The organism is Paenibacillus sp. FSL R10-2788 (assembly GCF_038003885.1).
GTDB lineage: Bacteria > Bacillota > Bacilli > Paenibacillales > Paenibacillaceae > Paenibacillus_AQ > Paenibacillus_AQ odorifer.
Map to the genome: position 1 here is coordinate 3,831,631 of NZ_JBBOQA010000001.1, position 25,005 is coordinate 3,856,635.

Annotated in this window: 26 protein-coding genes; 5 read left to right on the forward strand and 21 right to left on the reverse strand. The window is 43.0% G+C overall.

All coding sequences use genetic code 11. The features are described 5' to 3' along the window. Nucleotides 1-130: 130 nt before the first annotated feature. The 6 genes from metH to NSQ50_RS17015 all read right to left on the reverse strand — a co-directional run bounded on the left by metH (nucleotide 131) and on the right by NSQ50_RS17015 (nucleotide 6,500). Complete coding sequence (gene metH, locus NSQ50_RS16990) at nucleotides 131-3,508, reverse strand: methionine synthase (RefSeq protein ID WP_370510530.1); 3,378 nt, start codon at nucleotides 3,506-3,508, stop codon at nucleotides 131-133. A 179-nt stretch (nucleotides 3,509-3,687) separates the two neighbouring features. Beyond that, nucleotides 3,688-4,113: a FixH family protein gene (locus NSQ50_RS16995; RefSeq protein ID WP_081386914.1), complete on the reverse strand. Its 426-nt coding sequence runs from the start codon at nucleotides 4,111-4,113 to the stop codon at nucleotides 3,688-3,690. A 263-nt stretch (nucleotides 4,114-4,376) separates the two neighbouring features. After that, entirely contained in the window at nucleotides 4,377-5,162 is a 786-nt protein-coding gene (locus NSQ50_RS17000) for an HAD family hydrolase (protein ID WP_036687714.1), read from the reverse strand. A 34-nt stretch (nucleotides 5,163-5,196) separates the two neighbouring features. After that, on the reverse strand, nucleotides 5,197-5,718 hold the full coding sequence (locus NSQ50_RS17005; RefSeq protein ID WP_036687716.1) for a hypothetical protein: 522 nt from the start codon (nucleotides 5,716-5,718) through the stop codon (nucleotides 5,197-5,199). Between the two features lie 49 nt (nucleotides 5,719-5,767). Beyond that, complete coding sequence (locus NSQ50_RS17010; protein WP_036687717.1) at nucleotides 5,768-5,977, reverse strand: DUF896 domain-containing protein; 210 nt, start codon at nucleotides 5,975-5,977, stop codon at nucleotides 5,768-5,770. Between the two features lie 109 nt (nucleotides 5,978-6,086). Then, the gene (locus tag NSQ50_RS17015) at nucleotides 6,087-6,500 is read right to left on the reverse strand and encodes a LysM peptidoglycan-binding domain-containing protein (protein WP_036687719.1); all 414 of its coding nucleotides are present in this window, start codon (nucleotides 6,498-6,500) and stop codon (nucleotides 6,087-6,089) included. A 251-nt stretch (nucleotides 6,501-6,751) separates the two neighbouring features. Here NSQ50_RS17015 and lexA point away from each other — a divergent pair, with 251 nt between their 5' ends. From lexA to NSQ50_RS17035, 4 genes are all read left to right on the forward strand, one after another. Beyond that, on the forward strand, nucleotides 6,752-7,378 hold the full coding sequence (gene lexA / locus NSQ50_RS17020) for a transcriptional repressor LexA (protein WP_036687720.1): 627 nt from the start codon (nucleotides 6,752-6,754) through the stop codon (nucleotides 7,376-7,378). 177 nt (nucleotides 7,379-7,555) lie between these two features. After that, entirely contained in the window at nucleotides 7,556-7,894 is a 339-nt protein-coding gene (locus NSQ50_RS17025; protein WP_036687722.1) for a L,D-transpeptidase, read from the forward strand. 152 nt (nucleotides 7,895-8,046) lie between these two features. Then, a complete protein-coding gene (locus NSQ50_RS17030) occupies nucleotides 8,047-8,427 on the forward strand; it encodes a hypothetical protein (RefSeq protein WP_038571576.1) in 381 nt (126 codons plus the stop codon). A 219-nt stretch (nucleotides 8,428-8,646) separates the two neighbouring features. After that, nucleotides 8,647-9,225, forward strand: coding sequence for a hypothetical protein (locus NSQ50_RS17035; protein WP_076223831.1), 579 nt, complete (start codon nucleotides 8,647-8,649; stop codon nucleotides 9,223-9,225). Between the two features lie 49 nt (nucleotides 9,226-9,274). Here the strand turns inward: NSQ50_RS17035 and NSQ50_RS17040 are convergent, their stop codons facing one another. From NSQ50_RS17040 to NSQ50_RS17095, 12 genes are all read right to left on the reverse strand, one after another. Then, nucleotides 9,275-10,057, reverse strand: a complete 783-nt coding sequence (locus tag NSQ50_RS17040) for an MBL fold metallo-hydrolase (RefSeq protein ID WP_076098762.1) — start codon at nucleotides 10,055-10,057, stop codon at nucleotides 9,275-9,277. After that, a complete protein-coding gene (locus NSQ50_RS17045) occupies nucleotides 10,058-10,549 on the reverse strand; it encodes a cupin domain-containing protein (RefSeq protein ID WP_076223833.1) in 492 nt (163 codons plus the stop codon). Nucleotides 10,550-10,584: 35 nt separating this feature from the next. Next, nucleotides 10,585-10,788, reverse strand: a complete 204-nt coding sequence (locus tag NSQ50_RS17050) for a DUF5316 domain-containing protein (RefSeq protein ID WP_076098761.1) — start codon at nucleotides 10,786-10,788, stop codon at nucleotides 10,585-10,587. 422 nt (nucleotides 10,789-11,210) lie between these two features. Then, on the reverse strand, nucleotides 11,211-11,900 hold the full coding sequence (locus tag NSQ50_RS17055; RefSeq protein WP_052097089.1) for a hypothetical protein: 690 nt from the start codon (nucleotides 11,898-11,900) through the stop codon (nucleotides 11,211-11,213). A 911-nt stretch (nucleotides 11,901-12,811) separates the two neighbouring features. Further along, a complete protein-coding gene (gene glnA / locus NSQ50_RS17060) occupies nucleotides 12,812-14,140 on the reverse strand; it encodes a type I glutamate--ammonia ligase (RefSeq protein WP_036687730.1) in 1,329 nt (442 codons plus the stop codon). Between the two features lie 33 nt (nucleotides 14,141-14,173). Then, nucleotides 14,174-14,584 carry a MerR family transcriptional regulator gene (locus tag NSQ50_RS17065; RefSeq protein WP_019910684.1) on the reverse strand — a complete coding sequence of 137 codons (411 nt, stop codon included), beginning with the start codon at nucleotides 14,582-14,584 and terminating at the stop codon, nucleotides 14,174-14,176. A 62-nt stretch (nucleotides 14,585-14,646) separates the two neighbouring features. Next, nucleotides 14,647-15,921 carry a methionine gamma-lyase family protein gene (locus NSQ50_RS17070; protein ID WP_036687732.1) on the reverse strand — a complete coding sequence of 425 codons (1,275 nt, stop codon included), beginning with the start codon at nucleotides 15,919-15,921 and terminating at the stop codon, nucleotides 14,647-14,649. Between the two features lie 133 nt (nucleotides 15,922-16,054). Then, nucleotides 16,055-17,344, reverse strand: a complete 1,290-nt coding sequence (gene hflX, locus NSQ50_RS17075) for a GTPase HflX (RefSeq protein ID WP_036687733.1) — start codon at nucleotides 17,342-17,344, stop codon at nucleotides 16,055-16,057. A 254-nt stretch (nucleotides 17,345-17,598) separates the two neighbouring features. Further along, on the reverse strand, nucleotides 17,599-18,573 hold the full coding sequence (locus NSQ50_RS17080) for an AAA family ATPase (protein WP_036687736.1): 975 nt from the start codon (nucleotides 18,571-18,573) through the stop codon (nucleotides 17,599-17,601). A gap of 317 nt (nucleotides 18,574-18,890) precedes the next feature. After that, nucleotides 18,891-19,547, reverse strand: a complete 657-nt coding sequence (locus NSQ50_RS17085; RefSeq protein ID WP_036687738.1) for a YdcF family protein — start codon at nucleotides 19,545-19,547, stop codon at nucleotides 18,891-18,893. Nucleotides 19,548-19,549: 2 nt separating this feature from the next. After that, on the reverse strand, nucleotides 19,550-20,104 hold the full coding sequence (locus NSQ50_RS17090; RefSeq protein WP_036687739.1) for a DUF402 domain-containing protein: 555 nt from the start codon (nucleotides 20,102-20,104) through the stop codon (nucleotides 19,550-19,552). A 186-nt stretch (nucleotides 20,105-20,290) separates the two neighbouring features. After that, complete coding sequence (locus tag NSQ50_RS17095) at nucleotides 20,291-22,666, reverse strand: transglycosylase domain-containing protein (RefSeq protein WP_339279319.1); 2,376 nt, start codon at nucleotides 22,664-22,666, stop codon at nucleotides 20,291-20,293. Between the two features lies 1 nt (nucleotide 22,667). Between NSQ50_RS17095 and NSQ50_RS17100 the strand changes: the two genes are divergently transcribed. Further along, nucleotides 22,668-22,823, forward strand: coding sequence for a hypothetical protein (locus NSQ50_RS17100; RefSeq protein WP_248548744.1), 156 nt, complete (start codon nucleotides 22,668-22,670; stop codon nucleotides 22,821-22,823). A 168-nt stretch (nucleotides 22,824-22,991) separates the two neighbouring features. Here the strand turns inward: NSQ50_RS17100 and hfq are convergent, their stop codons facing one another. From hfq to NSQ50_RS17115, 3 genes are read right to left on the reverse strand one after another with little or no spacing between them, the layout of a single operon-like run. Further along, nucleotides 22,992-23,231, reverse strand: a complete 240-nt coding sequence (gene hfq / locus NSQ50_RS17105; protein WP_036687741.1) for an RNA chaperone Hfq — start codon at nucleotides 23,229-23,231, stop codon at nucleotides 22,992-22,994. Nucleotides 23,232-23,250: 19 nt separating this feature from the next. Beyond that, entirely contained in the window at nucleotides 23,251-24,231 is a 981-nt protein-coding gene (miaA, locus tag NSQ50_RS17110) for a tRNA (adenosine(37)-N6)-dimethylallyltransferase MiaA (RefSeq protein ID WP_063829841.1), read from the reverse strand. Further along, nucleotides 24,221-25,000, reverse strand: coding sequence for a class I SAM-dependent methyltransferase (locus NSQ50_RS17115; protein WP_036687743.1), 780 nt, complete (start codon nucleotides 24,998-25,000; stop codon nucleotides 24,221-24,223). The genes miaA and NSQ50_RS17115 overlap by 11 nt, the downstream gene beginning before the upstream one ends. Between the last annotated feature and the right edge of the window lie 5 nt (nucleotides 25,001-25,005).

The window sequence follows — 25,005 nt, forward strand, 5'->3', positions numbered from 1 at the left end:
TTCTACTTATTGGCTCAACCATCTCTTTTCAATTCTAAACGACCTTCTTCCAGCAAAAAACCCCCCAGTTACGGGAGGTTCCGCTGAAAGGGATACAATCCCCTACAGACCAGGTATATAAATGAAAGAATTACAGCTTCTCTACATTAAAATACTGCGCTTCTGGATGGGCAAATACCATAGCCGAAACGGAAGCTTCGGGCTCCATCATAAAGCCTTCTGTAAGGTGAACACCGATATCCTCCGGAGATAACAACTTAAACAGTGGACCTTGATCTTCTAAATCCGGGCATGCAGGATAACCAAATGAAACACGGATCCCTTGGTATCTTGCCCCATGTCTTTGCTTCATCGTCATATCCGCCGGATCTGGGAAACCCCAAGTATCGCGCATCATATGATGGACACGTTCTGCCAGTCCTTCTGCCACTTCAAGTGCAACCGACTGCAAGGCGTGTGAACGCAGATAATCTCCGCTTTCTTTCAGCTGAGTAGACAATTCACGTACACCGTGACCTGCTGTTACAACTAGGAATCCAACATAGTCCATAATACCACTGTCAACAGGTTTCAAGAAGTCCGCCAAGCACAGATGAGGCTCTACCCCTTGTCTTGGGAAAGTAAAGGTATGCAGGATCTCGGACGTATTCTGTGGATTATACACTATAATATCATTCCCTTGCGATTGTGCAGGGAAGAATTGATACATAGCATGTGGAGTAATGGTACCCTCTAGCATCGCTTGATGGAGAATATCGTCTACGGTACCCTTCAGTTCAACAGTCCGCTGATCTCCAGCAGCTAATTGGGCTTCTACAGAACCCCGTAACCCCAAATGATGACCCAGCAGCATTTGCATATTCACATAGGGGATAATATGCCCCAATGGATAGTTACGCAGTACGTGGCGTTCTAAATCCGGTGGAACAAAAACAGGTGCATCTGGAGATATTTTGGAACGCACTGCTCTGGTTAGTTTCGGCAGTTCTTGCTTAGGCGCAACCGCAACCGCTGCTTCTGCCTCCACACGAATTTCCTCGGCAATCTTCTCCCGTTCTTCAGGGTTCATAAGCCGATTGGCAATATCCAGCCCGTCCATAGCGTCCTTAGCATACAATACTAGGCCGTCATATTCTGGACGAATACGGGTCTTCGTAAATTTACGGGTCAAAGCTGCGCCGCCAACCATAATCGGGACATCGATCCCAGCTGTACGTAAATCCTGAGCGGTGAGCACCATCTGCTGAGCAGATTTTACAAGCAGCCCGGACAATCCTATCGCATCAGCTTTTTCTCGACGGAAGGCTTCGATAATGGTCTCTGGTGGTACTTTTATACCCAAATTAATGATCTGATAACCATTGTTGGAGAGGATGATCTCCACTAGATTCTTACCAATATCATGCACGTCCCCTTTTACGGTCGCCAGCATAATTTTTCCTTTAACCGCTGTCTCATCCTTCTGCATAAACTGCTCTAGGTGATTCACAGAAGCCTTCATCACTTCAGCGCTTTGCAGCACTTCAGCAACAATCAATTCATTATTGTTAAATAACCGGCCGACTTCCGACATCCCTGCCATCAGCGGTCCATTGATGATCTCCAGCGGACCAGATTTAGTCAATGCTTCATTTAGATCAGGAATGAGTCCTTCCTTCGTACCTTCAACCACATAGGAGGCTAAACGTTCTTCAAGTGACAGGTTGGAAATCTTCTCTTTTTTCTCTACTTTTTTACCACGGAAAGCAGCTACAAAAGCAGAAAGCGTCTCATCATTCGTATTATAAATCAGTTCCTCAGCAAGATGACGTTCTTCGGCAGGAATGGAAGCATACCGCTCCACTTTCTCTGTATTTACGATCGCATAATCTAATCCAGCTTTTGTACATTCATAAAGGAATACTGAGTTCAACACTTCACGTCCCGCTTCCGGCAATCCAAAGGAGACGTTGCTGATGCCCAAGATCGTATGAACACCTGGAAGTGCTTCCTTGATCAAACGAATGCCGTCAATCGTTTCTTTTGCTGAACCGATATATTGTTCATCTCCGGTTCCTACAGGGAACACCAGCGTGTCAAAAATAAGATCTTCTCCTGCTAAACCATACTTGTTCACTAGCAAGTCATAGGAGCGTTTAGCCACTTCCAGTTTATCTGTCGCCTTAATTGCTTGTCCCGTCTCATCGATGGTACCTACAACAATAGCTGCGCCATATTTATGAATGATCGGCGTCACCAGCTCGAATTTCTCTTCACCATCTTCAAGGTTAATAGAGTTAATTATCGCCTTACCTTGGCAGTACTGCAAAGCTAAATCAATAACCTTAGGATCGGTAGTATCGATCATCAGAGGTACTTTAACCTTTTTCACAACCAGTTCTAAGAAAAGCTTAATATCTTCAATCTCATCGCGGTCAGGGTCTTGTACACACACGTCAATAACCTGTGCCCCACTCTTTACCTGAGCTCGGGCAATTTCTGAGGCTTCCTCATATTTACCTTCGACGATAAGACGTTTGAATTTACGAGAGCCAAGTACATTCGTACGTTCACCAACCATGTAAGGACGGTTGTCGTTCTCAATATAGATAGGCTCAATACCTGAAAGTGCAGGTGGATGATTACCTGCCAGCGGGCGTGGAGGATATTCGGAAAGTGCTTCCTTCATCGCACGGATATGCTCTGGTGTCGTTCCACAGCAGCCTCCCGCAATATTCAGCCAGCCTTTTTCAGCAAAGGCTGCAATCTTGCGAGCTAAAGAATCTGGAGATTCATGATAATGTCCATTCTCATCCGGCAATCCTGCGTTTGGATAACAGCTCACGGCTGCCGAGGAGATCTCCGAAAGCGAACGAATATGATCCCGCATGAACTCTGGACCAGTCGCACAGTTGAGGCCCATAGAGATAGGCTTCAGATGTTCTAATGAGATATAAAATGCTTCAATATTCTGACCCGCCAGTGTAGTACCCATTGGTTCAATTGTTCCTGAAATCATAACCGGTAATGTGATGCCAGTCTTTTCAAAAGCATTACGAATACCAATACTTCCAGCTTTAACGTTAAGTGTATCTTGAGAGGTCTCCAGCAGCAAAACATCTACTTTACCGTCGATCAATGCCACTGCTTGTTCCTCATAGCTATCAACTAGCTCTTGGAAAGTAACGCCTCCAGTTACTGAGAGCGTTTTTGTTGTTGGACCCATAGCCCCCACGACGTATCGCGGACGGTCAGGTGTGTCATATTTGTCTACTGCTCTGCGAGCCAACTCTGCTGCCGCTAGATTGATCTCACGTGCGCGCTGAGGAATATCATATTCAGCCAGTACAACAGAGGTTGCACCAAATGTGTTAGTCTCAATGAGATCAGCCCCTGCTTCGAGATACTGCTCATGAATCGTCTGAATGACTTCTGGACGTGTTAATACCAGCATTTCATTACAGCCATCCAGCTCATCGCCACCAAAATCTTCTCCAGTAAGAGGCACCTGTTGGATCATTGTGCCCATTGCGCCATCAAGGATCAAAATCCTTTGTTGTAAGCTTTCCTCAAGTGTATATTTAGCCAACTAATAGTCCCCCCAGTAAAACATTAGAGTAAGTTTAGCAGAATAAAGGAATTTCGAAAAGCCTTCCTTTCCACTCTGCTTTATCTGTTATTGCTCAGCAACCGTTGTGAACCTTTGAATCATGGTTTCACAGACAGCTCTTTGCTAGGCATAGAGTGCTGTGTCCGGGCTGTCACATGTGAAGTGACATTATATTGTCCTTCCTTTTCAAGGGTCCCTTCAGCTTGATAGACTCCTTTACCTGTTAGCTTTCCCTTAAGCTCTATTTTCTGTCCCTTATCATTTTTATTCACAATTTCGAACAGAACCTCTTTTGCATCATCTACTGCCTCGTTATCTTGGGTCACCACAGCTTCAAAGGTTACCTTTTGATTTACAACAACTTCTTCAGGACTCCATTGTAGTTCGACTTTGATAGGTTCCATAGACATGTTCATATTCATGTTATGTATTTCTGAATGCTTGGTTCCATTTGAAGAACATCCACCTAGTACTAAAAGTGTTGCACCTAATAATACAGCGACTAATTTCTTCGATCTCATCATTTGGAGCCCTCCCAATCATTATCGAATAATAAAAATCTACCAATTCATGTTATACATCTCCATCTATTATACACATTATTATTGGTTTTTCAGTATTTTGCATCAATTCCGCATTAGACTTGTGACTTAAATCATTTACTTAAAAAATCTAATGAAATCCTTATGTTAGTATGTATGTACAGAAAAGCAGCGAGTTTCTTAGGATCTTAGAAACTCGCTGCTTTTATAAAGTCTTTATGTTGGAGCTAATAGCTCTGTATATCTTACAAGGATTGAACTAGTGGAAGAAGCTCCTCAAGGTGATTGATTTCATGATCCGGATGAATATCAAGACTAGGTGCTCTACCTTTTCTATTAATCCAGACCGTGGTCAACCCTGCTGCCAGCCCCCCACGGATATCCGTTGTAAGCTTATCGCCGACCATAACCGCTTGCTCAGGAGTTACATCAAGAAGCTCTAAAGCATGCAGGAAAATTTCCTTATCCGGTTTGCCTTTACCAAAGCTTCCGGAAATCACAATATGATCAAAGAAAGGAATTAACTCTGGCACACCATCTAGTTTTTCTTGTTGCAGTGCAGGACAACCGTTCGTAAGTAGCAAAAGCTTCACTTGACCCCGTAACTGCTCCAGTACATGCATTGTTTCTTCATAGATGTATGGACGTTTTCTGCGCTCTGCTGCGAATTTAGTTGCCAAGGTCTCAGCTAGTGCTTCGTCTTCCACCCCTAAGGCTGCAAGTCCGCGACGCCAAGACTCTTTACGATAAACCGGTGCAAGCTGCTCCAATTGACGGAATTCTGGCTGTTCACCTGCCGTAAAGTTAGCCCAGAGTGCTTCATATGGATTAATTCCGATCATCTTTGTAAATGGGAACGTCTCATAAGATTCATACAAGCTACTTGCTTCCTTACGAACTGCAACTTCTAGTTCTTGTGGATCAATCGTATCCCCGGCGGCTTCACAAGCAGAACGAAATGCTTCTTCGACGCTCCGATCATCCCACAGCAATGTATCATCAAGGTCAAATAGTACAGCAGAAATTGGCATTACAGGTCTCCCTCTCCCTTTAACTGGTCTAGTTCTATTCGTGAACTACTTCAATGTTGTGAGCTTTAGCAAATGCTTCTAATCGTGTACTCATCGCATTAGTATCATAGCGATTCATAAGTCTTGTGAAAATCCATTTCGTACGTTTCCCTTTGTGCTTAATGACTACAGCTCCACGCGAAAGGGTGATTTTCTCAATATCTGCAGCTGGAAGCCCGCGTTCGCGATTGAATTTAATAGTAGACAGTCTTGCTTTTTCCACCTTCAAGTACGGACGACGGAAGAACAATAGCGCTGCCAGCAAATAGTACAGTACTACTCCCAACCAATTAGCCAGCATGCCATTTCCTTTGGCCTGATCAATAGAACCAACTACCCAAAACATAGTGCCAAGTATCACTAACACTACCGGAAATGCAATGTTGCGACCTTTAAAGACTTCGGCATTCTGGGTAGGAGATTTAGAGGCATAAATCGTATCCTTGCCTTGTTTCTTTCTTTGCTTGTTGATTTGCTGTGTGTTGCGTTGAACCATTCTTTCCCAAGAACGGGCCATGTGCGTTCCCCCTAGTCATCCTGAAATATCTATGAAAAGGAACAGCGAGCTAATGTTTAAGCCCCTTGTTACCTTGTTCATGCTCATCGTTATCTACTACTTCAATAGTATTTAATTGTGCTCGGAAGTTATTGCGGATATTCCCCAGGTAAATTTCACGAAGCTTGGCGCGTTCCGCCACTTCCTCTTGATTAAGGCCTACGCTCTTCTGTTTGCGTGCCAATTCGTTAATTCGCGCGACCAACTCATCAATATTCAATACTTTCCCTCCCCCTATAAATTAATTCTAACTCTGCCATGAGAAAAAGAGCTTGTCAAGGTCTACTCCCTGCAAGCTCTACTGGTCATTCTATTATGTTCTCAGAAAATTAATAAATAGGTAAAGTAAGTATGTCTCCAGCGTTAATTTGACTACTCTTAATCCCACTTGAACGTTTAATTCCTTCTATATAAACAACTGTCTTCATATCAGCCGGTTTATTCTTAAGGGCAATACTCCATAGTGTATCTCCACGTTCAACCACAATCCGCTTCTCTTCCTTCATTATAGTCGTCGATCCTGCAAATACATTTCCCACTACTGTTAGGCCAGAAAATACTAGCACGATAATCAATATTAACTTAATAAAGAAGTCCTGACGGAACAACGAAATCATCCCTCCTAGCAAACGTTCCGTTATCTCTTTCACCTTAGCGGAATTACGGGCAACGTCATTATGTCCTAAAGATTCAACCACTGGGGCCTTATCGTAGATGCTGCGGTATGTACTGTATTTTAGCATAATTATCATCCTCCAAACACTTGTTCTTACTTTCGAATTCATAATAACACGAACATGTGTTTTGTTCAATACTATTTCAGAACAATTGTTCTCTTTTTTTCGAGAGACTCAAGTGGTTCATTTTATTATCATTTGTCTACCATTTTTTAACTCTAGCAGATTAATATTTATAATAGTTAGAACTTATGTTTGTGCGAACGGTAGTTCTATGTTATAATTTTCCCAAACATTACTATATGGGGTTGATTCCAATGTCAAAGATTTCAAGTCGCCAGCTGGCGATCCTGGAATTTATACGAAGCGAAGTCCGCAGCAAGGGTTATCCACCTTCCGTCCGGGAAATTGGAGAAGCTGTTGGCCTTGCTTCCAGCTCCACAGTTCACGGTCATTTGGACCGGCTTGAGAAGAAGGGACTTATTCGTCGAGATCCAACGAAGCCACGTGCAATAGAATTACTAGGCCAAGAGGATTCAGAGAATGTTCACCAATTCGCCCAGACCATCTCACGGATTCCTGTCGTAGGTAAAGTTACCGCCGGGGTACCTATCACTGCTACAGAGAATATCGAGGACTACTTCCCACTTCCTACTCACTATGTAGGTGACAACAAAGTATTTATGCTGTCAGTTATGGGTGATAGTATGGTGGATGCTGGCATTATGAATGGTGATTATGTAATTGTTCGCCAACAACAAACAGCGGACAACGGAGATATCGTTGTAGCCATGACTGAAGAAGATGAAGCAACCGTTAAGACCTTTTACAAGGAACGTGATCATATACGGCTTCAGCCGGAGAATCCAGCTTATGAGCCTCTTCGCCTTAATCGCGTAACTATTCTCGGAAGAGTCATCGGATTGTTTCGAGATATCCACTAAGTATGCACTCCTACCATAAAAGGCTGTTCCGCAAATGCGGAACAGCCTTTTTTCTGTGTATTTTGCTTTCTCAACCACTAACGAACATTTGTTCTCGTTCGCTAAAATGGGCATTTTCTATGAATAACCGTTTAGGCGTTCTGCTCATATCCTAATTAGAAAGGAGTGTTGTGCATAATGCCAAATTACCGAATTATTGTAGATCTGACCCAACGAATGTTATATCTTCTGGACAATGATATTGTGATTAGAGGTTTCCCTGTCGGTATTGGTAAGATGTTAACCCAATCCCCAGTGGGAGAATTCACGATTATTAACAAACAACCCAATCCAGGCGGTCCCTTTGGTGCCTTTTGGATGGGACTGTCTAAACCACACTACGGGATTCATGGAACGAATGATCCTTCCTCCATTGGGAAAGAGGTATCCCACGGCTGTATCCGGATGTACAACGAGGATGTGTTAACACTCGCAGCTATCGTCCCTATAGGAACACGAGTAACGATAAGGAATTGAATTCGCTGAGGACGTCACAGCCCCCAAATCACCATATACAGAATGGGGGTCATTACATAAGTAAGTATTTTTTCATTAGCATACTAGGAGTTTGGTGATTATATGTCGAATATTGTTAACAGGATTGCAAATTGAAAAGGATGTGTTTAGTTTTGAATAACTCAAAAATTAGAACCCTCGTCGATTTTAAAGTCGATGCACTGGGTAAGCTGTCCGGTTTACTTTTAAATGATGAACAAGCTAGTGGAAAAAAAGTGAATTTGCTCACCTCTTTTGGCAGCATTCAGGGAATCGTCTCTCCAGCCGTCTCCAACAAAGAGGATGTATTTGATTTAAAATCTTTGATGGATGATGTAATAGTAGACGAATACATATCTTATTTGGGAGCAGAACACCCTGATAAAAATTTCAGCTATAACTTTGTTGTCCTCAATGACGTTACTGTAAGACCTTATGCTAGTTATGGGACTCCGATCGAATACAAACAGCTGATTGTTTATACCGATCATATCACTGCCTTCAATTTTCTATAGGTTACATACTTACCTTAAAAAGCACCCTTGCAGCAACCCCCAATTTTGCGCCATTTGCAGAATCGGCAGGTTTCTCCGGGTGCTTTTTTTGGGCTAATTCCGAAGCCGATCCTATAATTCCACGAATTTCCCTTTTAAAAGATACTAGTGGGGATCATTCAGGCATATCTTTCAATAAGCAACAATTTGAGTCTAATGAGATAACTGGGAGGTGATTATATGCTGATTATCTTAGTGTACTTATTTGCTATTTTAGGAGTTGTTTTAATTCTAAGTGCCGCCATTATAAAATTGAAAACGCTATCCACTTCATCTGATATTTCTATGCTAGTTAATGCGGCTGCATCCTTTAACATCATTTTCACCAAAACATTCATTCCCCCCAATCAATCTCACTTGATCGCACTTAACGAACCTAATAAAAAATTAGCAATAGGCACCAGAAATCCGAAGAACAACAAAAAAGCAGTAGCAAAGCTATACTCTTTCGATAATGTAATGGGATCCGAGATTGTGGTTAACGCACTTACCCTTTCAAAAGTCTCCAAAAGACAACAAAACAGCAAAACAACTGCAACTAGTGCAGATATTAACGTCCTTAAGGAACCTGATGAAGAAGCTAATGTGATAGAAGAACTCACGCTTAAAATATATATGAACAGCAAAGAAACGCCTGTGTATTGTATTTCCTTCTTGCCGGGTTTATTGCCTATTCGACAATCCGACAACCAGTACAAGGAAGCTTACTCCCAAGTACAACAATTGCATGCACTCTTCAGGTCAATCGTATCTGAATAATTAAGTTGTTATCGCCATACCTCTCATTTGATTTCGAAATAGAAAGAACCTAAAATTGCACACTAAACCCATCAAACTGGTGAATACCCGTACCATGTGCCACTACCTTTTGCTCACGTAACTCGCGAACTGCCTTTTTGACCTCTTGTAAAATAGATGGATCTAAACCCAGCGTATTATGAGAGCCATATACTTGGGTAACCCCTGGAATTTCTGTAATCTTCTCTAAGGATGCCACTAAATCAACCGGACTAGTCGAAGGGTAAAAAGCATAGATTGGCGTAACGTCATATAATAAATCACCTGTAAACAGATATCCGTTGGCATGATCAAATAGGCTGATATGACCTGGCGAATGACCTGGTGTGTGGTAAATTTCTATTTCGCGCCCACCTATGTCGAGCACATCCCCCTCTTGTAAAAGAGCCGTTGGTTTCCCTTGAAAAGGTATGTAGGTGTTAGGATCAAAGGTTTCAGGAACAGGAAGGGTGATGTCTCGACTCATATCCTTTCGAATCTGGGCAAGGGACAAGCCTTTTATTCCGTTAATCAGCCAATCCTCATCCTCTTTATGAACATAGATTGTCTCGAATTGTCCGTGACTGCCAATATGATCTGCATGCACATGTGTAGTTATGACAGCGATAGGTAAATCCGTTAACTGATCCGTTATTCTTTTTATATTATCAATACCTAATCCCGTATCAATTAACGCGGCTTGTTTTTGCCCCAAGAGTAAAAAAGAATGCACCTTTTCCCAATGTCCATATTCACTGATTGCATAGGTGGTCGGATCAATTTCCGTTACTGTAAACCAACGATCTTTAATCAATTACGCTCCCCCATTCCATTTTTCCCTTACATGCTCTTCACCCTTATAATAATCCGCCTGTTCATCCGCTTGATAGATTTCTTGATAAGGCAAAATGTTGATTTTGCCTGAGTCTGGATATTCGCAAACATCTATTCCCTGATTCGTTCGGAGATCCAGATACCTGCATGGTGCATCCGTATGATTATAAAGCTGGTGCGCCCCTTCCGGTCCCATTTCGAAAAATATTACATTTCCTTCCGTAACCTCCGTAATACCCTCAGGCGTTCTTAACATCGCTTTTCCCGCTAAAATCACAAATATCTCTTCAGCATTTCTATGAAAATGATAAGGATAAGAATATTTATCAGGATCTAAAGATCTGATATCAAAAACTAAATGCTTGGAGCCCACCATTTCAGCTAATCTTTCACTCGTATGCCAAGCAAACTCTGGGATCGGGGACTGTTTTTGAGTAAATGAGACCGTATTTTCATTAAAAATCTTCACCATCTGCAACACTCCTCCTCCTTAAATTTTGCGTTCAATTACAACAAATAAAGAATCCCAGCTATAGCTAATGAAATAAGACCACCTAAAGCGGACCCATTCGCTACTTTGTTTTTAGTTTTACGGTCTTGTTTAGATTCCGAATAAAAGTTACCTCTTTGTTGTGTACCTGTCGTGAAGGCTCCAACACATATACCTGAAATTATAAAAAATCCCAAGCCTATGTAAATAAAAATTTGCATGAACTTACTCCTTCGCAGGTAAGAATTAGTTATCTATATATAAGATATTTTAACATTAAATTCCTCTGCTACGCGCCATGACTTTCGGACCCAGATGACGCTATTTGCTTATTTTCAGCCTTTGGAGCATGGTTTCGGACTCCAGTGACGTTATTCCTAAGAATGAGGCTCATATTGAGTGTTTTTAATGCCAATAGCGACTATGGGGTCCTTTAGTATCCAAAATGTGGGATAAAGCTTCATATAAGGTCTGCTGGGTCCTACACCGGGCTCATACGCGAAATTTGCAACCTCAGCAAATGGAAATTGGCGTTCAAATGAAGTAAGGTACCAAAAAGAAGAAGTGTGCCAACAACCATTTTTTGATTATGGTTATGGCACACTTCTTCTACTCCATACAACCCCTTCGGTTCTGTTTACACTTAATTCCTTTCAAGTTCAAGTGTTGCCAGTGAAACCATCACCCAAGGTGCAAAGTTATTCGACGAATCACCCTTAGGATTGTGTATCCGAAAAAGAAAAGCTTCCCCCGCCTGATTTTTCCAGACCATATAATCTTCTATCCCCTTATCACTGGTAGCCTGCAGATATAATTCTGCAAAACCTAGAGGATGTTCAATTAGTTCCCCGCTATGGTCGTTTGCTTTACCAATTGCAGAAAGCTCGGTTTGTCCCTGTTGCTTCAAAGCTGTGAGATCGTAACCGGCAGGCAAGTGTTCAATTTCGGCATAATAGGTTGGATCCTCAGTTAATGATAAACGACCAGACTGTGAGTCTAGTGTGAAACCCTGAAAAACATACAGGGAATATCCATCACCTTGCCCAAGTGTACCTTCTTGCCCTGAGACCCCTCCCTCCTGTTCACCAAATGCTTTGGTCTTTGGTCGATCGGATGCTAGAGGATCTGTGGCCTCCGGACTGGCGGACTCCTGCGCCTCCATAGAAGGAGTAGCAGAAGGTTCGGGAGTGGTTGTAGCTTCGACAACTGGCGTAGGCGCTGCACTTGACGCTGTAGGCTCTGCCTCGTTTGTTGTTTTATTGTTACTACATGCACCGAGAATTGAGGCAGACAGAAGAATACTAGTAGCTGTAGTTAATAATATTTTTTTCATTACGCACCTCCTTATTACTATAATAGTTATTACCCACATGACTAACGTGTCCTCTTATTCTTCAAAATCTTTTCTTCATTTTTATTGCTACGGATTGAAAAATTTCATTCAATCGACTCACTCTTATTGACAGCTATGGAGTTGTGCTCGAAATTCAAATTGTTCCCGGACGATTCGGGCACCTACTATCTTAATTAATGCCACCAGATTCCATAAAGTGACCCATGAGATCTTAGTTCTTCTCGGTTTCATAAGGTTAATTGGACTGAGCAAGAGCAAGGTAGACGATAAATCAATTAAAGTGAAAAAAATTTACAATCACTTTTACTTTAACACTTTTAGAATATACAAAAATAATAAAATAGCGACTCACAGCCAACCACGGGGGGGTTCTGTAAATCGCCATCCTTAATGATCTGTAACTCAGATTTGTGTCAACACTCTTTGATAAATCCTTTAAAAGTCAGAGCGATGCGAGAATATAAGCAATGTCTGTCATGACTATGTACACTCGTCTGAAGAGTTATTTTTTTGATTTATAACTTCTTACTAATAAACTTATACCTTTAAAAATCAAAACCACTAATATCCCGAAAATTATCAAAGTTAATATTAAGTTTGACCAAACTATATCCAAATTCACTCCTCCGTCTCTGCATTTAATTCTTCTATATCCCATCATATCCCATTATTTATGATAAATGAACAGCTTCTTACACGTTAAAATTGTTAATCAACAATATGCCAATTTTGATATTCACCTGTAAAACATCCTCGAATAACCTTAACCTCAGCTATTTGTGGGCATTTCGCGGGCATTTTTCGTAGACATATCATTGATGGTTACAAAACCACTATTTTGCCCAAACAAAAAAACCCTCAACACCAAAGGTGTCAAGGGTTTAAAGGTTCTAGTACAAAGTCATGTATTGGTTTCTTTCCCACTCGTGAACCTGAGTACGATAGATATCCCATTCGATTTCTTTCAGCTCGTAGAAGTGAGCCAGCGCATGTTCGCCGAGAGCTTCGGTAATTACATGGCTGCGGATCATTTCGCTTAGCGCTTCTTTCAAATCGGATGGCAAGCTCGGGATGCCTTCTTCAATACGCTCTTCCTCAGACATCACATAGATGTTACGGTCAATTGGGGCTGGAAGATCAAGCTTACGCTTAATTCCGTCTAGCCCTGCTTTCAACATAACAGCAAGTGCGAGGTATGGGTTAGCTGCCGGGTCCGGATTACGAACTTCAACACGTGTGCTAAGCCCTCTCGAAGCCGGGATACGAATCATCGGGCTACGGTTACTTGCAGACCAAGCTACGTAACAAGGTGCTTCATAACCAGGAACAAGGCGTTTGTAAGAGTTCACTGTTGGGTTAGTAATCGCTGCAAAAGCACGAGCGTGCTTCAAAATACCAGCCATATAGTAACGTGCAGTTTTGCTCAGACCTAGCTTGTCACTTTCATCGTAGAACATGTTTTCTTTGCCATTAAACAAGGATTGGTGAGCGTGCATACCCGATCCGTTAATACCAAACAAAGGTTTAGGCATAAAAGTTGCATGCAAGCCGTGTTGACGGGCAACCGTCTTCACAACGAGCTTAAAGGTTTGAATTTGGTCAGCAGAAGTGATCGCGTCAGCATATTTGAAATCAATTTCATGCTGGCCGGAAGCCACTTCATGGTGGGATGCTTCGATTTCAAAGCCCATTTCTTCAAGGGTCAATACGATTTCACGACGGCAGTTTTCTCCTAAGTCCGTAGGAGCTAAGTCGAAATAACCACCTTGGTCGTTCAATTCTGTAGTTGGGTTACCTCTTTCGTCTGTTTTGAACAAGAAGAATTCAGGTTCAGGTCCAACATTCATCGCTGTAAAGCCCATTTCTTCGGCTTCCTTCAGACAACGCTTCAGGATACCACGTGGGTCTCCAGCAAATGGAGTACCATCAGGCATATACACGTCACAAATCAGACGTGCAACACGGCTATCAGTCACCCAAGGGAAGATTACCCAAGTATCAAGATCTGGGAAGAGATACATATCGGATTCTTCAATCCGTACATAACCTTCAATGGAGGAACCATCAAACATCATTTTGTTGTCGAGTGCTTTTTCCAATTGGCTAACCGGAATCTCTACATTCTTGATAGTACCTAACAGATCTGTAAATTGCAGACGAATGAAACGAACATTCTCTTCCTTGGCAATGCGTAAAATATCCTCTTTAGAAAAGCTCACGTGATCCTCTCCCTTTCAAAACTCTGTATATTATTATTTATTAAAAAACCGGGATAACTCACCTTGAATAAGCGATACCTGTCCCGGTCTTTTACCGGAAACTAGTTCTTGCTTCAGCAAACGGTGAAGCTGCGAATCTGATAGCTCTCTACGTCTAACCTCTGTGTCAGGGGTAATCACAGTAGCTTCTTCGGATTCCTTAGAGACTGGGTTCATTACTTGCTTGATGCCAGCAATGTTAACACCCTTTTCAATCAAGGCCTTAATTTCTAATAGGCGCTCAACATCATTAAAAGAGAACAAACGTTGATTCCCAGATGTACGTGCAGGTACGATTAGACTGTGCTGTTCATAATAACGAATTTGTCTTGCAGATAAATCAGTTAACTTCATTACAATTCCAATAGGAAATAATGCCATATTTCTGCGGATTTCATCACCCATGACTCATCCAACCTTCCAATGATCTTTTTCTGATCTCATTGTACATTTCCTAATACAGCGTGTCAATGGTGTGTAAGATTTTCTGACAGTAATTTTCGATCACGCATACTTTGGAGTGCCATCAAAACGCCATATTTGACATGGGAGTAGGTTAATCCCCCTTGCATATAGCCGATATAAGGCGCACGGATAGGCGCATCTGCCGATAACTCTAAGCTACCACCTTGTATAAACGTACCTGCCGCCATGATGACAGGATGTTCATATCCCGGCATATCCCATGGTTCTGGAACTACATGGCTGTCTACCGCCGCAGCACGTTGAATTCCCTGCACGAAGGCAATTAAGTGATCCGGTCCATCAAAGGAAACCGCCTGAATCAAATCTGTACGAGGTTCATTCCACGCTGGTTTCGTCTCAAACCCGCAGCGCTGAAATACAGCTGCCGCAAAAATACTGCCTTTAAGGGCTTGTCCAACTGTATGCGGAGCCATGAACAGTCCTTGGTATAACCCGCGGGTAGTTCCTAACATTGCACCTACTTCGCCGCCGATACCAGGAGCTGTAAGACGGTACGCTGTAAGCTCTACTAGATCTCTGCGCCCACAGATGTATCCACCCGTCTCAGCAATTCCACCACCAGGATTTTTAATTAATGAACCCGCTACTAGATCCACTCCAACCTGTGGAGGCTCAAGCTCTTCAGTAAACTCACCATAGCAATTATCAACGAACACAATAACATCCGGTTTCAATGACTTCACTCTCGCTGTCATGTCACCTATTTCGGCTACTGTGAAGGAAGCACGCCAATCATAACCACGCGATCTTTGAATTCCAATTACTTTAGTCTTCTCATTGATAGAGAGAGTTACCTCTTCCCAATCAATCTTACCCTCTGCGGTAAGGGCAACCTCCCGATATGTAATTCCGAAGTCTGCGAGTGAGCCTGTCCCATCTCCTGCTTGGCCAATCACCTTGTGTAAGGTATCGTACGGACGACCTGTGATGTATAAAAGCTCGTCTCCTGGTCGCAGCACACCAAAGAGGGCTGTTGAAATGGTATGTGTTCCTGAAGCAAAATGCGGACGCACCAAAGCTGATTCCGCACCAAAAACGTCAGCATAGACAAGATCCAGCACTTCGCGTCCACGGTCGTTGTAAGCATACCCCGTTGAACCCGCAAAATGATAATCACTGACCTGATGACGTTGAAACGCTTCAATAACCTTCCATTGATTCTTATCGACAATTCGATCGAGGGCTTTGACTGCACCTTCAATTTCAACTTCTGCGGACTCTGCCGCTCCTAAAATATCTTCTGCAAAAACTGCCATTAGTTCTTATTCGCTCCTTACATTTACTTGCCATCATAATGACAGAAAGCGACAGTTGCCTGACGCTTTTTGTCATTAGCTATTATTTTATACCTATACTACAAGCATTTCCACTTTAGGGGAACAAAGAAGATTACGGCTGGTCCACAAAATCAGCAAGCATGTAACCCCATTTATCATAATCCTCTTTATTAAGACGGACGTTATAGATAACATCGTTCTCGTCATAGGTGGTTTCCAGAACCTCACCTACTCTGTAAAGCAGGGAAGAAATATCGCCACGGTCTCCAGGAATTCGAAAATTCAGCGTATCTCCGGCCAATTCATCAGAGATAATTTCGATAATCCGGGTTAAATCCTCAGGGTTAAACGCACTGATCTTCAAAAACCCTGTGCCGGTTGGCAGCATTTCCAGTTGCTCAGGCTCACATAGATCGATTTTATTAAAAAGCACTATTTGCGGTTTGCTGGCTGCCCCTAAGTCCTGCAAAATAGTTTGCACAATCTCCATCTGCTCCTCACGCATTGGAGATGAGGCATCCACTACATGCAACACCAGATTGGCCTCATTGACTTCCTCCAGCGTTGCGCGGAAAGATGCCACAAGATCATGCGGAAGATTCTGAATGAAGCCTACAGTATCCGTAAGCACTACCTCTTTGCCACCCGTTAGCTGAAGCACACGTGAAGTAGGGTCAAGCGTAGCAAACAATTGATTTTCAATATAAACATCCGCATCCGTAAGCTGCTTAAGCAGCGTCGATTTACCAGCATTTGTGTAGCCGACTAGAGCAACCTGCACTGCCCCTGCCTTACGACGGCGTTCACGGTGCAATTCACGGGTTTTAACTACCTCATCCAACTGGCGTTTCAACTCCGTAATCCGATTGCGAATATGCCGGCGATCGGTCTCAAGCTTACTTTCACCTGGACCTCTGGTTCCTATCCCCCCGCCTAATCTGGATAAGTTTTTGCCTTGACCGGATAACCGCGGCAAAAGATAGGACAGCTGTGCCAGCTCTACTTGAATAATACCCTCTCTCGTTTTGGCCCGCCCAGCAAAAATATCCAAAATGAGCTGCGTCCGATCAATAATCTTCAGATCCAAAGACTCTTCAAGGTTCCGTACCTGCGCTCCAGATAATTCCTGATCAAAAATAGCCGTATTAGCTCCAAGACCATCAGCGGCCATGCGGAGCTCTTCTACCTTACCTTTCCCGATAAACCATTTTGAATCCGGTGTTTCCTTATTCTGACGCAACACATCCAGGACTTCAACACCTGCTGTTTCTGCTAACTGTACTAATTCCTGCAGAGAAAGCTCTGGGTCAATACCGGTACGTTTAATTTTATCTGTGACGAGAGTGACCAATATCGCCCGATCTTGAATATCCGTTTCTGTATCATGCGTAGTTATTGCCATTTATTCATGCTCCTTATGACGGTAATAGAATCTTTGTGTACCATTTAATCAGTTTTTCACTTCTTGCTGATGTTATACAGATGAAACTGTTCATTCACAGCACTTCAAAACATTTTATCATAAGTTTCATTGGTAATATAGGCTGATAATGGAACGGCTCCCCATGCTGTCAGCATTTTCATTATGATAATCTTCAATCTTTTATAAAAGATAAACCGACTAAGCACGTATAAACTTAGCCGGTGTCAATTTATTTAAGAGATTATACTCTCCCCTTTTGGATAATCATCGACCGGAAGAACAAGGTCTCTCGGTAAGATCTCCATCAAAGATTGCTTGGATATTTTGACATGTCTGCTTATTAATCTAACCGCTTGATGGCGAATTGCCTGCTCGAGGATATTGCGTACATACCGCGCATTACTAAAATTTTCTTCAATAATTTTCTCATTAAGGATTAACTCTTTTAGTTTCCCGTTTGTTTCCGGAGTAATTATATAGTCTCTTTCAGCTGCCATTTTATGTGCAATCAATATCAGTTCATCTGTTGTGTAGTCCTGAAAATCAAGTTGAATTGGAAATCGTGAGGGAAGTCCGGTATTAGCCTCCATGAACATCTCCATTTCATTTGGATAACCCGCTAAGATAATGATGAGATCATCATTCCTGTCCTCCATAACCTTTACAAGACAGTCGATTGCCTCTTTCCCAAAATCTTTATCTCCGCCTCTAGCCAAGCTATAAGCCTCGTCAATGAATAATACGCCACCCATAGCCTTCTTAACAAGGTCTCTGGTCTTTTGAGCTGTATGCCCTATGTATTCCCCCACTAAATCCGCTCTCTCTACTTCGATTAATTGACCTTTACTTAATATGCCCATATTCTTTAACAGCTTGGCAACGATTCTTGCTACAGTTGTCTTTCCAGTCCCGGGGTTGCCTTTAAACAGCATATGATAAACCTGATTAACTACATTTAACCCCAGTTCTTGTCTCATTTTTTCCACTTGGATAAGCGCATGAATTTCATATATAAGATCCTTCACCTTTTCAAGACCAATAAGCTCATGAAGCTCTTGCAGGATTTCTTTTGTAGATTCTAAATGATTATTTTGAGCCAGCGCGCTCTCCAATGTTTCATTCGTAATATTTGTTGGGTCTTGATTTTTGAAAGTTATATTCATTCTGGAATCATTAATGGTTATCTTTCTTAAATTTTCTTCACCCATTGTAATCACCTCGTTAGAGCATTATATGCAATAACTGAATGACATCATGCACTTGTTTTAAAGAATGGGGTTTTGACATTGAATTCCCTGCTATCTCTCGCATCTTCTACGATGGTACACGAGGATAGAATGACCGAAATACATAAAAGCCATAAGCAAACGCTTATTTTTTTATCATTTTACACTCCCATTATTATTGATATACAAATAACAAATAGCCCCCAGTTAGAGTTTAATCCATTTGAGGGCTGGCTTTTCTAATCAAGTCTCTTCCGGAATAGGAGGCGTTATTAGAAGATTCTGTTATTCGGGAACAATTACAGGAACAACTGCTGGATTTTCCATTTCGTATAGGCTAGAATTTCACGCGACTTATGCCTTGTCATCGACAGAACAGTGGATTCTGTAAGTCCCAGTTCAGGATTCACATAACCGAGCTCGTCCGCGATTTCGTGTGAACGCCATCCATGATATGTATGCGTAATAATAATTGCTGAAGACAATCCCTCACTTGTCATAATGGCTTTGCTATACAGAAGATTCTCGTAAGTGCTGGTAGCTTTATTTTCAACAGAAATGGCGCTATCCGGAACTCCATGAGCTACTAAATAATTACGCATGCCTTGACCTTCGGTATATTTAAGATCAGGTTTATCCAAACCTCCAGAAACTATGAAATGCGAGAACATCCCCTCTTGATAAAGCTTAAGCCCGTAATCCAATCGTTCCTTCAATCCCGGGCTAGGTTCATCTCCCCACATCGACATGCCAAGAATGATCCCTGTATCGGCTTTGAGCATAGGATCTGTCGTTGCGGCTTTATTGATATTCCTCAATGCGTACGCACACCACAACAATCCAACTACAACAATAAGCATTAAAGCAATAAGCAACGTTCGTTTAGACCAAATCCGGCGTTTTTTGGGAACAATCCGAATCGGGGAAGAGTCTCTTCCATAAACGTACCATTCCATCTTTATTTCCTCCTGAATTCTCCATGATGAAATAATTCGGCACGATGTTTCAAAGAGAGAGAGAAATAAGGGAAAGCATGAGCATCGATGCCACGTAAAATAGTATGGGCAGTCTCCCAGGCTAGCTTATAATCGCTTTCTGAGATATCTTGCCTCTCCAGTGCTTCCTCCAGTTCATCCTCATCGAGCAAAAACACCTCGCCGTTCCAAAGTACTACCACGTCCAGATACAAATCGTCAAACCAAGGCACACCTTGGTCAGTGACGCCTTGCACCTTACAGGTGTCTATGTACCATTGAACAATATTTTGTTTTTCGTCGAACATAGCCGTCACAATATAGTGACTGTCTTTCGGAAAATATTGCAGCCAGGAATAACCTTTATCTGCAATACGATATGTATGTCGTCCATAGCTCTTCCACAGTGGTTCTTTCAGCCCGTAGATGGTATAAAGCGTAATATATCCGCTGAATTCCCGGCTCTCCACATAGCGGCAGGCAAAATGGCGACGCGTAATCCGGCGCCAGTTGGCCCGGTCTCCGAATTTACGTTTCATAGAAATTACCCTCTCCAGTATGGTCTATTCAGCTTAACACATTTAGAGGATACACTCAAAACATCCCGCAAAATACAAGAAATTTTTCTTCTAAACCTAACAAAAACGGCAGCCTAGCTTCGCTTTTTAAATAAAGCGAAGCTGGGCTGCCATGGATAAAGCTTATTATTTGAAATTCAAACTCGTTTATTGAGCGGAAGAATCTCCGTTCACAAACCCCGCCTCTGGATCAGGGTTTGTGGACACATTCCCGCTCTCATCGCCGGAACCCTCTCCACCGATAGTGGGTTCTGGAGTTGGAGTCGGCACTGGTGTTGGCGGTGGCGGGGTGATTTCAGGGATCGTCCCTGTACCTCCGTCATTTCCGCCACCCTCGTTGCCGCCTCCGTTATTGCCACCATTTCCATTCTCTCCGTTGTTGCCACCTTCCTCTGGGGTCGGGGTCGGAAGATTAGGATCTATGGTTGGTTCAGGGGTCGGCATTTCATCCTGCACGGATACACTAACCACATTTGATGGTTCGCTCTCCACTTTCAGCGCAGGGTCATAAGAAGTTACATAATACTCGTAAACCAAACCAGGCAGTGCACTAAAATCCCCTGCGCTGGTAGTCACTGTATTTAACAGTGAGCCAAACTCAGCTTCCGATGTCTCTCTACGATAAATACGATACTCAACTCCGGAAATAGGAACTGCCTCCCAATTGAGATTTACAGTCATCGTAGAAGGATCATATGCTGCTGATAGTCCAGTAACGGTCTGAGCTGTTTCTGGTGTTTCTGTAGGCTCAGGGGCAATCTCGTTATCGATCTGCGGGAAGGATTTCTTAGGAACATCCTTCAGCGCTTCCTCCATGACCTTACCCCAGAAAGCAGCGGCAAGCGGACTGCTGTTCTTAAGCAGATGCTTTTTACTTGGCTTGTCATAACCCATCCAGACTGCTGCTGTCCATTCCGGCGTGTAGCCTACAAACCACACATCACGGTTCGAGCTGATTCCAGAATATCCACTTTGCGTCGTACCGGTCTTACCGGCCACAGGACGGTCAATCCTAGCTTTTCTACCCGTACCGCTCTCCACGACCTTCTGCATCATCTCAGTCATTTGATAAGCCGTTTCCTTACTCATCACACGCTCAGGCGTTGTATTCGCTTTGTAGACCGTCTCACCACTGCTGTCAGAGATGGATTTAATGGAATAAGCCTCTCTTAGTTCGCCGCCATTTGCAAAAGCGCTGTAGGCTTGCGCCATTTCCAGCGTATTGGTTCCTTTGCTCATGCCTCCAAGAGCCAGCGAGAGGTTCTTATCCTCGTCTTCCAATCCAATGCCTAGTTTCTTGGCAAATTTAAATCCGGTATTCACACCAATTTCATTGAGCAGCCAAACAGCAGGAATATTCTCTGATTTCTGAATGGCATCACTCATGTTGATGCTCTTAGAATATCCGTGCAGGTTGGTTGGACAATAGTTCGCGAAACATTGCTTCTCATTGCTTAGCGTTGAATTCATGGTGAATTTCCCAGATTCCAGCGCTGGAGCATAAGAGACAATTGGTTTGAAAGCAGAACCTGGAGAACGACGGCTGCCAGTTACACGACTGTAGCCTTTTTTCTCATAATTCCGTCCGCCAAGGAGTGCGACAATGCTGCCATTCTCCTGATTCACAATCGTCATTGAGCCTTGTACCAGCTCTTCATCTACACTCTTTTCAAAATTATCACTATCTGCAAAAGCATCTTCAACCGTTTCTTGAGCATGCTTATCCATGGTAGTGTAAATTTTGTATCCGCCGATATTCAGATCATCTTCTGACAATCCAAATTTTTCTTCCGCCTCATCTACTGCAAAATCAATAAATGCTTGATAACGCTGTTTCTTTTCTGGCGGCTTATAGTTATAATCTACGGCTTTTGCTTCGTCTCTTTCCTGCTCCGTTATGTACCCTTGCTCATACATAAGCTGAAGCACTACTGCGCGCCGTTCCTTCGAAAGATCTGGGTTACGCAGCGGGTTGTAACGAGACGGGCCTTTTGGCATTGCCGCCAATGTCGCGATTTCCCAGACCTTAAGCTGACTCAAATCACTTTTACCAAAATATCTTACTGATGCTGCTTTAATTCCGTAAATTGTACCCCCGAAGTTAATCCGGTTCAGATACATCGTAATGATCTCTTCTTTAGATTTCTGATTCTCAAGGGCTACGGCAATAGACACTTCAGTTGCTTTACGGAAAAACGTCTTGTCCCGTGTCAGGAAGATGTTTTTGGCGAGCTGTTGAGTAATGGTACTACCGCCCTCTACCATACTTCGTGCGGCGATATCCTTTACTGCTGCCCGGCCAATCGACCATAAATCCACACCAGAATGTTCGAAGAAACGTTTATCCTCTGTGGCTACAAAAGCATTAACCAATAACGGTGGAATTTCTTCATACTCTACTGGATCACTTTTCTCCAGTGATAATTCGCCGATTAAATTAGCATTGCGGTCATATACCTTAGTAGTTTCATTCACTGTTAGCTTATCTTGGTTCTCAAGCAGAAGCTTTTGACCATTTAGCATAATGAACAGATATCCACCTAATGCACAAAAAATGGCTAATGCCGTAGCGAAGAACAAGCTCCACAGCACACGCTTCTTCGTCAAAAATTTCTTTTTCTTTTTTGGTTTTGATTTTGGTTTTGATTTGGAACTGGACGATCCTCTATCTCTATTGTGATTCGTCCTGGATGTATCGTCTCTAGACATAATGCCTCCTGACTCCCTTTCGGAAATAAACATAAATGGTCTGCCATGAATGAAAAGAACAACCTTCACAGGTTGCTCTCTCACACTCTATTCAAACGATTTATAAACAAGAAAGGTTTCAATTCATTTTTGATAAATATTATTCTTCACTACTGCTGTCTTGCATCAGTGATACACTACGCTGTGGTGTGAACGTGGAAATTGCGTGTTTATACACCATTTGCTGGCGTCCATCACTGTCAATGACGATTGTAAAATTGTCGAATGCTTTAATTATTCCCCGGATTTGAAAACCGTTGGTCAGATATACCGTAGCAGGGATATTTTCTTTGCGTAGTTGGTTCAAGAATGTATCTTGGATGTTAATGGACTTGTTCATATGACGTACCCCCAATGGTTCAATTAGATTGTTCAGAAGTATATTCAAGACCTGAGAGAAACTTTCCTGCTATTATACCACGTATTTTTGAGAAATTCTCAGAAAAGTTTTGTTCACCTTCGACATCGATCCACTCGATTTCCTTCATGTGGCGAAACCATGACAACTGTCTTTTGGCGAATCGGCGAGTATCGCGTTTAAGCAGTATCACAGCTTCTTCCAGCGTCAGTTCTCCCGCCAGGTAAGCGGCAATTTCCTTGTAACCCAATCCCTGCATGGACACAAGGCTTCTGCTGTAACCGTTATCTAGCAGTCCCTTCACCTCAGCAACGAGACCATCCGCCAGCATGCTATCAATTCGGTCCTCAATACGTTTATATAGTATTTTCCGGTCCATTGTCAAACCTATGAGACATAAGTCATAGGGTGATTCCTTCTTTTGAGCAGCATGAGAAGCGGAAAGTGTAGTGTTTGTCTGGTGTTGAATTTCCAGTGCACGGATAATTCTGCGACGGTCGTTAGGATGAAGTTTGGCTGCGCTGACTGGATCAACCGCCTCGAGTCTGGCATGCAGTGCAAGCGCTCCATATTCTTCCGCAAATTGATCCTGCTCTTTACGGAAAGCTTCATCAGCCACTGCTTCCGAGAACTGAAAGCCGTAACATAAAGACTCAATATACAGTCCAGTCCCCCCTACGATAAAGGGAAGCTTCCCTCTAGCGCTTATCTCCTCGATAAGTCTAGTGCCCTGCTCTTGAAATTCAGCGGCAGAATACGCATCCTGCGGATCATGAATATCGATCAGGTGATGGGGAATTCCCTTCATTTCAGCGGGTGTAATCTTAGCTGTACCAATATCCATACCACAATAAACCTGCATCGAATCGCCGGAAATAATCTCAGCGTTATAAGCTGCTGCCAGCTCCAGACTTAACCGGGTTTTGCCTACGGCAGTTGGTCCTAACAGCACTAGAACCTTATGCCTTTCTTTAGTTGTCAATGTGTATCACCCCGTACGATGTTTTGGAGTTGCTTCGGAGCAGCTCAGTAAACCCTAGGCGTTCAAATTCGCCACTCAAAGCCTTTTCTTTTAAAAGAACAGTCTTACGGGCGACCCTAACCGCCTCTGCTACACTCTCTGTCGATAAGGCTGCACGGTTAGCGAATTGCCGCAGCGGGGAAATCGAGGCAGAACCCGTCAGAGGCACGCGAAACATAGGATCGAAGTAGACAATATCCACACTTCGATCTGGTTGAGACCGTAAATAATCCAAATGTTCACTATGCACGACATTAACTCTGCGTAAAGCCTCATTGACCTTTACTTGCCCAGAGGTGTAATGAGACATCCCTTCACTGAGCAGTGCGTACAGCGGTAATGAGCTCTCCAAAGCGGTAACCTCCGAGGACTCACCACCATGCACAGCAAACAGTAAGGAGTCGGCTCCTAATCCGGCTGTACAATCCAATACGCTATCTCCGGGAAGCATTCGAGCAGCAACAAGCATCGGCTCGATCTCACCCTTTAGGATTCGTTTAGCGCGAACGAAGCCCATGCTTGGATGAAACTCCATAGGCTCCATTCCTAAGCGGTGTAGTCGAACAGCGTCCTGAGATAGAATCAGAATATCCTCATCTCCGTAATGTTCAACCATCCTTGTAATTGAGAGTTTCTCACGTGAAGCATAACTACAACCCGTTCTCTCCGCAAGGCTTTGCGCGCGTTCTACTATTTCCATTATCGGGCTATACCCCGTAGTTATAATCATGGTGC